Annotated in this window: 14 protein-coding genes and 2 pseudogenes; 3 read left to right on the forward strand and 13 right to left on the reverse strand. The window is 62.9% G+C overall.

The genetic code is table 11. From position 1 onward, the window contains the following. Window positions 1-34: 34 nt before the first annotated feature. Window positions 35-997 carry an amino acid ABC transporter permease gene (locus NPS47_RS11105; protein WP_038615441.1) on the forward strand — a complete coding sequence of 321 codons (963 nt, stop codon included), beginning with the start codon at window positions 35-37 and terminating at the stop codon, window positions 995-997. After that, window positions 990-1,724: an amino acid ABC transporter ATP-binding protein gene (locus tag NPS47_RS11110; RefSeq protein WP_038616999.1), complete on the forward strand. Its 735-nt coding sequence runs from the start codon at window positions 990-992 to the stop codon at window positions 1,722-1,724. Before NPS47_RS11105 ends, NPS47_RS11110 begins: the two co-directional genes overlap by 8 nt. Before the next feature lie 104 nt (window positions 1,725-1,828). Here the strand turns inward: NPS47_RS11110 and NPS47_RS25705 are convergent, their stop codons facing one another. The 13 genes and pseudogenes from NPS47_RS25705 to ubiE form a co-directional block, all read right to left on the reverse strand. Beyond that, window positions 1,829-2,701, reverse strand: a complete 873-nt coding sequence (locus tag NPS47_RS25705; protein ID WP_425313498.1) for a methyl-accepting chemotaxis protein — start codon at window positions 2,699-2,701, stop codon at window positions 1,829-1,831. Beyond that, window positions 2,684-3,847 (reverse strand): annotated as a pseudogene (locus NPS47_RS25710) (methyl-accepting chemotaxis protein); the annotation flags it as partial. The pseudogene NPS47_RS25710 and the gene NPS47_RS25705, both read right to left, overlap by 18 nt. A 174-nt stretch (window positions 3,848-4,021) precedes the next feature. Continuing rightward, window positions 4,022-4,894, reverse strand: a complete 873-nt coding sequence (locus NPS47_RS25715) for a methyl-accepting chemotaxis protein (RefSeq protein WP_425313499.1) — start codon at window positions 4,892-4,894, stop codon at window positions 4,022-4,024. Between the two features lie 30 nt (window positions 4,895-4,924). Then, window positions 4,925-5,989 (reverse strand): annotated as a pseudogene (locus NPS47_RS25720) (methyl-accepting chemotaxis protein); the annotation flags it as partial. Between the two features lie 28 nt (window positions 5,990-6,017). Then, window positions 6,018-6,725, reverse strand: coding sequence for a 16S rRNA (uracil(1498)-N(3))-methyltransferase (locus NPS47_RS11125; RefSeq protein WP_274295018.1), 708 nt, complete (start codon window positions 6,723-6,725; stop codon window positions 6,018-6,020). Further along, complete coding sequence (gene tatC, locus NPS47_RS11130) at window positions 6,722-7,513, reverse strand: twin-arginine translocase subunit TatC (RefSeq protein WP_038615432.1); 792 nt, start codon at window positions 7,511-7,513, stop codon at window positions 6,722-6,724. Before tatC ends, NPS47_RS11125 begins: the two co-directional genes overlap by 4 nt. Then, entirely contained in the window at window positions 7,510-7,890 is a 381-nt protein-coding gene (tatB, locus tag NPS47_RS11135) for a Sec-independent protein translocase protein TatB (RefSeq protein ID WP_274295019.1), read from the reverse strand. Before tatB ends, tatC begins: the two co-directional genes overlap by 4 nt. A gap of 3 nt (window positions 7,891-7,893) precedes the next feature. Further along, window positions 7,894-8,163 (reverse strand): twin-arginine translocase TatA/TatE family subunit, encoded by a 270-nt coding sequence (locus tag NPS47_RS11140; protein WP_274295020.1) that lies wholly within the window; start codon window positions 8,161-8,163, stop codon window positions 7,894-7,896. A 25-nt stretch (window positions 8,164-8,188) separates the two neighbouring features. Next, on the reverse strand, window positions 8,189-8,524 hold the full coding sequence (locus NPS47_RS11145) for a phosphoribosyl-ATP diphosphatase (protein ID WP_157194503.1): 336 nt from the start codon (window positions 8,522-8,524) through the stop codon (window positions 8,189-8,191). A gap of 1 nt (window position 8,525) precedes the next feature. After that, window positions 8,526-8,918 carry a phosphoribosyl-AMP cyclohydrolase gene (hisI, locus tag NPS47_RS11150; protein WP_274295021.1) on the reverse strand — a complete coding sequence of 131 codons (393 nt, stop codon included), beginning with the start codon at window positions 8,916-8,918 and terminating at the stop codon, window positions 8,526-8,528. Window positions 8,919-8,992: 74 nt separating this feature from the next. Beyond that, on the reverse strand, window positions 8,993-10,600 hold the full coding sequence (gene ubiB / locus NPS47_RS11155; RefSeq protein WP_274295022.1) for a ubiquinone biosynthesis regulatory protein kinase UbiB: 1,608 nt from the start codon (window positions 10,598-10,600) through the stop codon (window positions 8,993-8,995). Further along, a complete protein-coding gene (locus NPS47_RS11160; protein WP_274295023.1) occupies window positions 10,597-11,220 on the reverse strand; it encodes a ubiquinone biosynthesis accessory factor UbiJ in 624 nt (207 codons plus the stop codon). Before NPS47_RS11160 ends, ubiB begins: the two co-directional genes overlap by 4 nt. After that, complete coding sequence (ubiE, locus tag NPS47_RS11165; protein ID WP_274295024.1) at window positions 11,220-11,990, reverse strand: bifunctional demethylmenaquinone methyltransferase/2-methoxy-6-polyprenyl-1,4-benzoquinol methylase UbiE; 771 nt, start codon at window positions 11,988-11,990, stop codon at window positions 11,220-11,222. Before ubiE ends, NPS47_RS11160 begins: the two co-directional genes overlap by 1 nt. A 125-nt stretch (window positions 11,991-12,115) precedes the next feature. Here ubiE and NPS47_RS11170 point away from each other — a divergent pair, with 125 nt between their 5' ends. Continuing rightward, a complete protein-coding gene (locus NPS47_RS11170) occupies window positions 12,116-12,391 on the forward strand; it encodes a polyhydroxyalkanoic acid system family protein (RefSeq protein WP_274295025.1) in 276 nt (91 codons plus the stop codon). Window positions 12,392-12,420: the final 29 nt, after the last annotated feature.

The following is a 12,420-nucleotide window of genomic DNA, read 5'->3' on the forward strand; positions in this document are numbered from 1 at the left end:
TCCTGCGCGTTCGCTTTTACGGAAGTAGCCTCAAGTGATCAAACACAAGAAAGCCCAGTGGCCCTGGCACGGGCTGACCGCGCTGGTCCTGGTGGGCCTGGCGCTGAGCCTGTATTACGCGACTTCGATGATTTCCTACGAGTGGAGCTGGAACCGGGTACCGCAGTACTTCGCCTACCAGTCCGAAGTCGCCCAGCGTGCCAGCGACAATGGCACCATTGAATCGATTACCCCCAAAGGTGACATGGCAAGTGTCATCCTGCGTGACGAGAGCGGCGCCGAGCAGGTGTTCGACGTCGAGCTGGCCAGCGTCCTGCTGTCGCGTGGCGACGATGTGGCCGAAGGCGACCTGATCGGTGTGACCCATCACTGGGCTGCCGGCCCGCTGGCCTGGGGCCTGTGGACCACGGTCTGGATCTCGGTGGCCTCGGGCGTGCTGGGCCTGGTGATCGGTCTGTTTGCCGGCCTCTGCCGCCTGTCGAACAACCCGACCCTGCGTGACCTGTCCACGGTCTACGTCGAGTTGGTGCGCGGCACGCCACTGCTGGTGCAGATCTTCATTTTCTACTTCTTCATCGGCACCGTGCTCAACCTCTCCCGCGAGTTCGCCGGGGTGGCTGCACTGGCACTGTTTACCGGTGCGTACGTGGCTGAAATCGTCCGCGCCGGTGTGCAGTCGATTGCCAAGGGGCAGGGCGAAGCCGCCCGCTCGTTGGGCTTGAGCGCTGGCCAGTCGATGCGTCACGTGGTGCTGCCGCAAGCGTTCAAACGCGTGCTGCCGCCGCTGGCCGGGCAGTTCATCAGCCTGGTCAAGGACACCTCGCTGGTGTCGGTGATCGCCATCACCGAGCTGACCAAGAGCGGGCGCGAAGCGATTACCACCTCGTTCTCGACCTTCGAGATCTGGTTCTGCGTCGCTGGCCTGTACCTGTTGATCAACCTGCCGCTGTCGCACATGGCCAGCCGGCTTGAGCGGAGGCTTGCGCAAAGTGATTGAAGTCCGTGATCTGGTAAAAGTCTTCGATACCCGTGGCCAGGTGGTGCGCGCGGTCGATCATGTCAGCACCAACGTGGCCAAGGGTGAAGTGCTGGTTGTGCTTGGGCCGTCGGGCTCGGGCAAATCGACCTTCCTGCGCTGCCTCAATGGCCTGGAGTCGTTCGATGAGGGCACCGTGGCTATCGATGGCCTGCAACTGGCTGACCCGAAGACTGACGTCAACGCCTACCGCCGAGAAGTCGGCATGGTGTTCCAGCACTTCAACCTGTTCCCGCACATGACCGTGCTGGAGAACCTGTGCCTGGCGCAGAAGGTGGTGCGCAAGCGCGGCAAGGCCGAGCGTGAGGCCAAGGCCCGAGCGTTGCTGGAGAAGGTCGGCATTGGTCAGAAGGCCAATGAATACCCTTCACGCTTGTCTGGTGGCCAGCAGCAGCGGGTCGCCATTGCCCGGGCTCTGGCCATGGACCCGAAGGTGATGCTGTTCGACGAGCCGACCTCGGCGCTCGACCCGGAAATGGTTGGCGAAGTGCTCGATGTCATGAAGACCCTGGCGCTGGAAGGCATGACCATGGTCTGCGTGACCCACGAAATGGGCTTCGCCCGCGAAGTGGCGGATCGTGTGTTGTTCTTCGACCATGGCAAGTTGCTGGAAGACTCGCCACCCGAGGCGTTCTTCACCTCGCCGAAAGACCTGCGTGCCCAGGCGTTCCTGCGTCAGGTGCTGTAGCGTAACGGTGGGAGCGGGCTTGCCCCGCGATTGCGGTGTATCAGTCACATCGCATCGCGGGGCAAGCCCGCTCCCACCACAGCCAGTTGCTCCCACCGCAAGGGTTACAGACTGAAACGGCCCACCAGTGTTTGTAGCTCACGCCCCAGCCGCGCCAGCTCGACACTCGACGCCGCTGTCTCTTCACTGGCCGCACTGGTCTGATCCGACACCTCGCGCACATTGATCACGCTGCGGTTGATCTCCTCGGCCACCGCGCTTTGCTCCTCGCTGGCGGTCGCGATCTGCTGGTTCATGCCCTGGATGTTCGACACCGTGTGGGTAATCTGCCCCAATGCATCACCGGCCTTGCGGCTCAGCTCGACACTGTCACGGGTCAGGATCTTGCTGCTGTCGAGCAGGCGGGTGACTTGATCGGTACCGTCATGCAGGTTGCCAATCAGTTGTTCGATCTCCTCGGTTGACTGCTGGGTACGCTGGGCCAGGCCACGGACTTCATCAGCGACCACGGCAAACCCGCGCCCGGCCTCACCCGCCCGCGCTGCCTCGATGGCGGCGTTCAAGGCCAGCAGGTTGGTTTGCTCGGAGACCGATTTGATCACATCGAGAATGCTGCCGATGCGCTGGCTCTCACCGGCCAGTTGATGCATGGCATCGATCGAATGGTCCATCTGCTGGGCCAGCTGTTCGATCTGTGCCACGGCCTCACCGACCACCTGATCACCCAATTGCGCCTGCTGGTCAGCGGTGGTCGCCGCCTGCGAGGCAAGTTCGGCGTTCTGGGCCACTTCGTGAACCGTTGCGCTCATCTGGTTCATGGCCGTGGCGACCTGATCGGTTTCGTCTTTTTGCTGGGCGATCCTGACCTTGCTCTGCTCGCTGACTGCAGCCAGCTGTTCGACCGCCGAGGACAGCTGGGTGATGCCGCCGCCGATGCCACCAATCAGCTCGCGCAGGCTCACGATCATGGCTTGCATGCTGTTTTGCAGTTGGCCCATCTCGTCGCGCCGTGGCACGGTTTCGGTCACTTGCAGATCGCCTTGGGCAATGCGCGCGGCCAGGGCCAGGGTCTGTTTCAGCGGCGCGGTGATCTGCAGGGTAATCAACCAGGCCGCGAGGCTGCCGAACAGCAAGGCCAGTATGGCTTCGGCGGTCAGTACACGCTGGGCCTGGATGGCTTCGGCATCGCGCTGCTCGGTCTGGTGGTCGCTGAGTTTGCGGCTGGCTTCGCGAAGCTCGATGCCCAGCTGCTCCAGCGTGTCTTGCAGCGTTTCCACGGCGATGGCCGCACGGCGATACTGATCCAGGCTGTCCTGATAGCGGCTCAGTGCCGAACGCAGGTTTTCCTGGGTGCTGTCAGCCAAACCATGGGTTTTCATCAGTTGCGCCAGCTGCTCGAATGCCTGCCGAGCCGAATCCAGTGCCGGTTGGCCGACACTGTTGAACTGCTCCAGCGGTTCGAAGGTGTAGGCCGGTACCAGGCTTTGCTGATTGGCTACTTCGATATGCCGGGCGAGTGCTTCGGCGAGGTTCAGTACCCGGCTCTGGCTACTCTGCAGATCGTCGCCGCGCATTTTCTCCAGGGCCTGGTCCGTGACTTCATCGACCAGTTCGGTCAGGCGCTGTTCGGCGCCTTGCATGGCCTGTTGCCGCGCCTGACGCGAGGCCACGGCTTGTTGTAACTGTTCGAAGTCCCGGCTAAAGCGCTGCACCGTTTGCAGCTTGCCAGCAATCATCTGCCGACTCTCGGGGGCGTCATAGCGCCCCGGCATTGCCGTCAGCAGTTCTTGCAAGGCTTTCAGCGACTGCTCGATCTGAGTCTTGCTGTGCGGATCATTGAGTACCCGAAAGGTGATGCGCTCGGCCCTGAGGTCTTTGCCGATGTCGTTGAGGCGGGCGATTTCCTGGAGTTTTTCCGAGCGCAGGACGGCGTCGTCCAAGGCACGCCAGCCGCTGAGGGTGATCAATAGGGTCAGCAACAGCACCAAGGCAAAGGCCAGGGTCAGCTTCAGTCTGACGCTCATGTTGCCTAGCATCCGATTCACAGGTCCGAACATGGGGGTCTCCAGCAATTGAGGAATGACCGGCGCCAGGACGAAGGTCAGGCGCCGCCCCTTGCTCATCGGCTGGCTGCGGGGGAGCTGGACCTGCAAACGATGTAGGAGAGTTCGGCGGTTAACGTAGGGAAAATGCTTGAGGCAGCGGAGGGTGTAGGAAGGTTGCGCAAGGGCAAACAGCAGAAAATGTGCAGTATCCCAACCTGTGCTGCCCAAGCGGGCAACACAGGTTGTTTGACCTCAGAGCTGGAATTTGCCGACCAGGCCCTGCAGGTGGGTGCCCAGGCGGGCCAGCTCGACGCTGGAGGCGGCGGTTTCTTCGCTGGCGGCGGAGGTCTGGTCCGACACATCGCGCACATTCATGACGCTGCGGTTGATTTCTTCCGCCACTGCGCTTTGTTGTTCGGCCGCTGCGGCGATCTGCTGATTCATCGCCTGAATCGAGGAAACGGTATGGGTGATGGTCGTCAGCGAGCTGCCGGCGCGACGGGTCAGCTCGACGCTGCTAGCGGTCAGGTCGCGGCTGGCATCCATGCTGCTGGCAACCTGCTGGGTGCCACTTTGCAAGCCGGCGATCAACGCTTCAATCTCTTCAGTCGATTGCTGGGTGCGCTGGGCCAGGCTGCGTACTTCATCGGCGACCACGGCAAAGCCACGTCCGGCTTCCCCGGCGCGAGCGGCTTCGATCGCTGCGTTGAGGGCCAGCAGGTTGGTTTGCTGGGCCACCGACTTGATTACATCGAGCACGCTGCCGATCTTGTCGCTTTCGCTCTTGAGCTGGCCCATGGCTTCGCTGGAGTGATTCATTTCCGTCGCCAGACGCTCGATCTGGGCAATCGACTCAGCGACGACCCGATCACCCTCGCGGGCCTGCTGGTCGGCCACCAGCGCGGCCTCCGAGGCCTCTTCGGCATTGCGCGCAACTTCCTGCACGGTAGCGGCCATTTCGTTCATGGCGGTGGCCACTTGATCGGTCTCGACCTTTTGATTGTTGACCCCGGCGCTGGTCTGCTCGGTGACGGCCGACAGCTCTTCAGCAGCACTGGCGATCTGGGTAACACCATCGCCAATGCCGCCAATCAGCTCGCGCAGGCTGACCGTCATGCGTTGCATGCTGCGTTGCAGCTGGCCCAGCTCGTCGCGGCGCTCGACGTTGAGGTCGTGACGCAGGTCGCCGCTGGCGACCCGGTCGGCGGCATTCAGGGTCTGGCGCAAGGGGATGACGATCTGGCGGGTGATGGCCCAGGCAGCGAGCAGGCCGAACACCAGGGCGAGGACGGTGGCCAGGGTCAGCATCGACCTGGCGTGCTGCGATTCGGCATCGCGCAACTGGGTCAGGGTGAGGGTCAGTTGCTGGCTTTGCTCGATCAGGGTCTGGCCCTGCGCCATCATTTTTTGAGCGGCGAGTTCTGAGGCGGTTTGCGCCGTGCCGAAATCGATCACGGCGGCCCGGTAGTTGCCCAGGGCGCGTGCTGCCTGGTTGAAATGGCTGGTGTAGTTGGCCGGCAGTACTTCGGCCAGGGTCTTGAGCTGCGAAATGGCCTGGTCGATGGCCTCAAGGGCAGTCTGCTGGAATTCGGCCTTGCCGCTGTAGGTGTAACCGCGGACCTGGAAGCGCGCCTGCTGCAGCAGTTTGCCGGCGCCGACGACGCTGTTGAACAGGTTCAGGTCGTTACTGCCGAGCAGTTGCTGTTCAACCTCGGCGGTGAGTTTGCTGGCTTCATCAGCGCTACCGCCGAGTACCGAGCGACTGGCCTCGCGCTGTTGCGCAGCTTTATCGGCAGTGTCCAGCGCCTGGCGGTACTGGCGTACGGCGTCTTTCTGCTGCTCGATGCGGCGTTTGTTTTCCGGCAGGACGATACGTTGTTCGACCTGTTGCAACTGATGATCCAGTTTCGCCAGGGCGTTGTTGAGGGTCTGCGCGGCGCTCTCATCGCCCTTGATCTGGAAATTCTGCCGGGCAATGCGCAGTTCCAGGGTCGCCTCCAGCACCTGGGAGACGCCCCCCAGGGTATCGCCACGCTCGGTGACGCCGTTGATGCCCTGCCAGCCGGTCAGGGTAATGCTCAAGGTCAGCAGCAGGACCAGGCCGAAGCCGATACCGAGTTTACGATTGACGCTAACGTTACCCAGGTGCTGGGCTAACCAACGGTACATGGCGGGACTCCATTGCGATCGGCAGAGGCGATTTATTGTTCTGGTGCCCATGCATCGGCGCCGGATCGCAAAACTGAAGTCAGAACAGACGGGCGAGCAGGGCGGTAACCGCCGTCTCCACGCGCAGGATGCGTTCGCCAAGCTGCACCGGGGCCAGCCCGGCCTTGCCCAGCAGATCGATTTCGTAGGGAATCCAGCCGCCTTCGGGGCCAATCGCCAGGGTTACCGGTTGGTCCAGGCCGCGCGGGCAGGGCGGGAACGGCCCGGGATGGCCGACCAGGCCGAGGGTGCCGTGGGCAATGGCTGGCAGGCGGTCCTCGACGAAAGGCTTGAAGCGCTTCTCGATGATGACCTCGGGCAGGATAGTGTCGCGGGTCTGTTCCAGGCCGAGGATCAGTTGCTCACGAATGGCCTCGGGCTCGAGGAACGGCGTCTGCCAGAAGCTTTTCTCGACCCGGTAGCTGTTGACCAGAATCAGCTTCGGCACCCCCATGGTGGCGACGGTCTGGAACACCCGGCGCAGCATCTTCGGGCGCGGCAGGGCCAGCACCAGGGTCAGCGGCAGCTTGGCCGGCGGTTCACGCTCGAAGCTGACCGACAGCTCGGCCTCATGGCCTTCCAGGCGCAGCACCCGGGCTTCGCCCATCAGTCCGCCCAGGCGGCCGACGCGCAGGCTGTCGCCCACCGCCACGCGGTGAATCTCCTGCATGTGGGTAAAGCGCCGGTCAGTCAGAACCACGCGATCGGCCGCGATGAAGTCGGCTTCTTCGAGTAACAGCAGGTTCACGGTTGGGTCGCTGGCGGCTGGTCGTTGTGGTCGTCGGCGGCGTCGTCATGATGTTCGCTGCGTTTGCGGATCAGCCCGCCAAACAGCACGCCGATCTCGAACAGCAGCCACATCGGCACGGCCAGCAGGGTCTGCGAGAAGATGTCCGGCGGCGTGAGGATCATGCCGACCACAAAGCAGCCGATGATCACGTAAGGGCGGATCTTCTTCAGGTACTTCACATCGACCACGCCGATCCACACCAGCAGGACCACGGCCACCGGGATCTCGAAGGCCACGCCGAAGGCGAAGAACAGGGTCATGACGAAATCGAGGTAGCTGGCAATGTCGGTCATCATCGACACCCCTTCCGGAGTAGCGCTGGCGAAGAAACCGAAGATCAGCGGGAACACCAGGAAGTAGGCAAAGGCCATCCCAGCGTAGAACAGGATGATGCTGGAGATCAGCAGCGGGATGGCGATGCGCTTTTCATGACGGTACAGACCCGGCGCGATGAAGCCCCAGATCTGCTGGAGGATCAGCGGGATGGCCAGGAACAGCGAGACGATCATGGTCAGCTTGAACGGCGTCAGGAACGGTGAGGCCACATCGGTGGCGATCATCGTCGCGTTGGCCGGCAGGTGCTCACGCAAAGGCGCCGAGACCAGGGTGTAGATCTGCTGCGCGAAGGAAAACAGCCCGGCGAAGATCAGGAAGATGGCCGCGACGCAACGCAGCAGACGTGTACGCAGCTCGGTGAGGTGCGAAACCAGCGGCATCGGCTGGTCGTTTTCCGGAATATCGCTCATGGGGCTCGCGGTGGCTGTGTCGGTTCGGTGGTTGCGCTGGCGACCGGCTTGGCCTCGGCAGGTTCTGCGCTCGGTGTCGCCACGCTTTCGCTGCTGGCAACCGCGGGCGCCGGTGGCTCAGGCGTCACGCTTTGCGGGTTGAGGATCTTGCGCGCTTCCTGCTCCATGGAGAGGATGTGCTCGTTGTGCAGTTGACGGCGGATGTCATCGGCGCCGATCTCGCGCTCGACTTCCTGCTTGATCGCATTGAAGCTGCGCTTGAGGCGGCCGATCCACAACCCGGCCGTACGCGCGGCACCCGGCAAACGCTCAGGGCCGAGCACCAGCAGGGCCACCAGGCCCACGAGCAGCAGTTCGCTGAAGCTGATCCCGAACATTGATCAATCTTTCCTGATCGGCTCTTCGACCTTGTGCGCCTGGCCGTCGATGGTCTGTGGCTGGTTCAGTGGCGAAGCGGCCTGTGGTTGTACGGGTTGCACTGGAGGAGGCGTCTGCTCTGCAGGCTTGGTCTCTTCTTCGTTCATGGCTTTCTTGAAGCCCTTGATCGATTCGCCCAGGTCGCTGCCGAAGTTCTTCAGCTTCTTGGTACCGAATACCAGTACCACGACGACCAGCAGAACGATCCAGTGTTTCCAGTCAAAAATACCCATGGTGCAATCCCTCGAAATAATTCAGTTAGGCCGACGGCTGACGCGCTGCTTTCTCGGCGTGCCCGGACAGGCCGAAGCGGCGGTCCAGTTCATCCAGTACCGCCTGTGGGTGCTGGCCCAGTTGCGCAAGCATGACCAGGCTATGGAACCACAGATCGGCGGTCTCGTAGATGACATCGCTGTAATCTCCGCTGTGGGCGGCATCCTTGGCAGCAATGATGGTCTCGATCGACTCTTCGCCGAGCTTTTCCAGGATCTTGTTCAGGCCCTTGTGGTACAGGCTGGCCACGTAGGAACTGTCAGGTTCGGCGCCTTTGCGCGCTTCCAGCACTTCGGCCAGGCGGGTCAGGGTGTCGCTCATGTCAGTGTCCTGCGTTGTAGATGGCGTGGGGGTCTTTGAGGACCGGGTCGACGGTCTTCCACTCGGCGTTTTCGTAAACACGGTAGAAGCAGCTTTCGCGGCCGGTATGGCAGGCGATATGCCCCAGTTGCTCAACCATCAGGATGATCACGTCGGCGTCGCAGTCCAGGCGCATTTCATGCAGTTTTTGCACGTGCCCGGATTCCTCGCCCTTGCGCCACAGTTTGCCACGCGAACGCGACCAGTAGATGGCCCGCTGCTCGGCGGCAGTCAGGGCCAGCGCTTCGCGGTTCATCCAGGCCATCATCAGCACGCGCCCGGTTTTGTGGTCCTGGGCGATAGCCGGTACCAGGCCATCGCTGTTCCAGTTGATCTCGTCCAGCCAGTCTTTCATGTACGACTCCAAAACAAGAGGCCCGATCCTCTGCCGACCCCTTGCGCTAGTGTGCCAGTCAGCGGCCCGGCTGGCTATCGACGCACGATCAGGTAAAGGCCAGCCGCAAGCATCAGCCAGGCCGGCCAGGCGGCCGGGGCGCTGAGGCTGACGGCACCGGCGGCGAGGGTCGCGCCACCGCCGAGCAGGCCGGCGCCGAGCAGGCGCAAGGCCCAGCCATCGCCTTTCTGTTGCCAGGCGCTGGGTGGCTCGGCCAGGTGCGGCTGTGACATGCGCTCGAGCAGGTCGCGGGTCATGCCGGCCAGGTGCGGGATCTGTTCGACCTGGCCGTGCAGGTTCTGCAGCAGGGTCTTGGGGCTCACGCGGTCACGCATCCAGCGCTCCAGGAACGGCTGGGCGGTGCTCCACAGGTCCAGCTCGGGGTACAGCTGGCGGCCCAGGCCTTCGATGTTCAACAGGGTCTTTTGCAGCAGCACCAGCTGCGGCTGGACTTCCATGTTGAAGCGCCGTGCGGTCTGGAACAGGCGCATCAGCACCTGACCGAAGGAAATATCCTTTAACGGTTTTTCGAAGATCGGCTCGCAAACGGTACGGATCGCCGCCTCGAACTCGTTGAGCTTGGTGTGCGCCGGTACCCAGCCGGAATCGATATGCAGCTGGGCGACGCGGCGGTAGTCGCGCTTGAAGAAGGCAAACAGGTTGCGCGCCAGGTAGTCCTGGTCTTCAGGCGTGAGGCTGCCGACGATGCCGCAGTCGATGGCGATGTACTGCGGGCTCCACGGCTTGACGGTGCTGACGAAGATGTTGCCGGGGTGCATGTCGGCGTGAAAGAAACTGTCACGGAACACCTGGGTGAAGAAGATCTCGACACCGCGTTCGGCGAGCATTTTCATGTCGGTGCGCTGGTCGGCCAGGGTCGCCAGGTCGGTGACCTGGATGCCGTAGATGCGCTCCATCACCAGTACCTTGGGGCGGCACCAGTCCCAGTACACCTGGGGCACGTACATCATCTCCGAGCCTTCGAAGTTGCGCTTGAGCTGGCTGGCGTTGGCCGCCTCGCGCAGCAGGTCGAGCTCGTCGTAGATGGTTTTTTCGTAATCGTTGACCACTTCCACCGGGTGCAGCAGGCGGGCATCGGCCGACACCCGCTCGGCGCCACGGGCGATCAGGAACAGCCAGGCCAGGTCCTGGGCGATGACCGGCTTGAGGCCCGGGCGCACGACCTTGACCACCACCTCTTCACCGCTCTTGAGCTTGGCCGCATGCACCTGAGCCACCGAGGCCGAGGCCAGCGGTTCGACGTCGAAGCGGCTGAACACTTCGCTGATCTTCGCCCCGAGCTGCTCTTCGATCAGCGCCACGGCGTGTTGCGGATCGAACGGCGGTACGCGGTCCTGCAGCCGCATCAGCTCGTCGGCGATGTCCTCGGGGAGCAGGTCGCGACGGGTTGAAAGCAACTGGCCGAACTTGATGAAGATCGGCCCCAGGTCTTGCAGGGCCAGGCGCAGGCGCGCGCCGCGGCTGAGCTCGAGGGTCTTGCGTGGCAGCCAGCGCCAGGGCATCAGGTGCCGCAGGGCCATCAGCCACCAGGGCAGCGGCAGTTCGAACAGCAGGTCATCGAGGCGGTAGCGGATAACCACACGTTGGATGCGAAACAGACGGCGGACGGCAAGCAGCTTCATGCGTTATCGCTGGTATCAAGGGATCGGGCAAGGCGCTCAATACGCGCCTCGAGACGTTCGATGTCGACTTTGAGGGTGTCGAGTTCGCTGAAGCGGGCTTCGGCTTCGCGCTGGCCAACCAGGGTCCGGGCCTCTTCGGCGAGGTATTCGGAGAGGTTCTGGTTGAGCGCCGCCAGGCCCTGGCGCGTCCAGCTGGCGCGGCTGCGCAGATGGCCGCTGAGCAATTGCGTGGCGATTGGCCCGAGCCAGCGCGAAACTTCGTACTCCCAGTCCAGCTCCAGGTCCTGGAGCACCGCGACCAGGTCCAGCAGCACGGCGCTGTCGCCTTCGAGTTCGACCTGCGGGCTGTGCAGCACGGCACTCTTGTCCTGGCTCAAGGCCAGGCGCACCAGGCTGCTGGCCGGGGCGCGCAGGGTGCAGTCGGCCTCATTGGCCCAGTGCGCGGCGAGCATCAGGCCGTCCTCGCTGGGCAGAATGAACAGTTGCAGCGCTGGCTGGCGGCAGTCGATGGCAATTACCTTGCCATCGAGCGCGCGCAGGCGCGGCAGCGCTGTGCTGTCCAGGCGCAGGACACGGTTGAGGCCGTGTTCGACGCTGGCAAGAAGGCCGGCCAGGAGCATCAGGGCTTGATACCCCGGTGCAGGGCTACGATGCCGCTGGTCATGTTGTGGTAGGTGACGCGGTCGAAACCGGCCTCGACCATCATCGCCTTGAGGGTTTCCTGGTCCGGGTGCATGCGGATCGATTCGGCCAGGTAGCGGTAGCTTTCCGAGTCGTTGGTGATCAGCTTGCCGGCCAGTGGCATGAAGGCGAACGAATAGGCATCGTAGACCTTGGACATGAAGGTGTTGGTCGGCTTGGAGAACTCCAGCACCAGCAGCCGGCCGCCCGGCTTGAGCACCCGCAGCATCGAGCGGATGGCGTCTTCCTTGTGGGTCACGTTGCGCAGGCCGAAGGCGATGGTCACGCAATCGAAATGGTTGTCCGGGAACGGCAGCTTTTCCGCATCGGCCTGGACGAATTCGATGTTGCCGGCCACGCCGCGGTCGAGCAGGCGGTCGCGGCCGACCTTGAGCATCGATTCGTTGATGTCGGCCAGCACCACCTGACCGGTCGGGCCGACCAGTTGCGAGAACTTGGCGGCCAGGTCGCCGGTGCCACCGGCAATGTCCAGGACCCGGTTGCCGCTGCGCACGCCGGACAGTTCGATGGTGAAGCGTTTCCACAGGCGGTGCATGCCGCCGGAAAGCACATCGTTCATCAAGTCGTACTTGGCGGCTACCGAATGGAAAACCTCAGCGACTTTCTCTGCTTTCTGGCTTTCCGGCACGTTCTTGTAGCCGAAATGGGTGGTGGGTTCGGCGTGGTCGCCTTTGCGCTGATCGTTCATATCGCTTCACCGGAAAAAATTACTGGCCATTCTAGGGCGTACGGTCGGATTTGTCTTGGCGGGGTGTGTCGCAGGTCGGGGCGCGGGCATAATAGAAGTATGCCTTTGAACCCAGGATTGAATGAATGACCCAGATCAGCGTTGAGCGCAAACACAGCCTGGGCCGCGAAGCGGCTCGGGAAAAGGCCCAGACCCTGGTCGACAAGCTGGCCCGCGAGTACGACCTCAGCGCCCGCTGGAATGGCGACCGCGTCGAGGTCAAACGCAGCGGTGCCAGTGGCAGTGTGCAGATCGGTGAAGACACCATCCGGGTCGAGCTGAAGCTGGGCATGATGCTGTCGATGATGAGCACGACGATCAAGAGCGAGATCGAGCGGGCGCTGGACAAAGCTCTGGCGTGAATCTTGTGGGAGCCGGCCTTGCCGGCGAT

The sequence above is a fragment of the Pseudomonas putida genome, assembly GCF_028682475.1.
Classification (GTDB): Bacteria; Pseudomonadota; Gammaproteobacteria; order Pseudomonadales; family Pseudomonadaceae; genus Aquipseudomonas; species Aquipseudomonas putida_AG.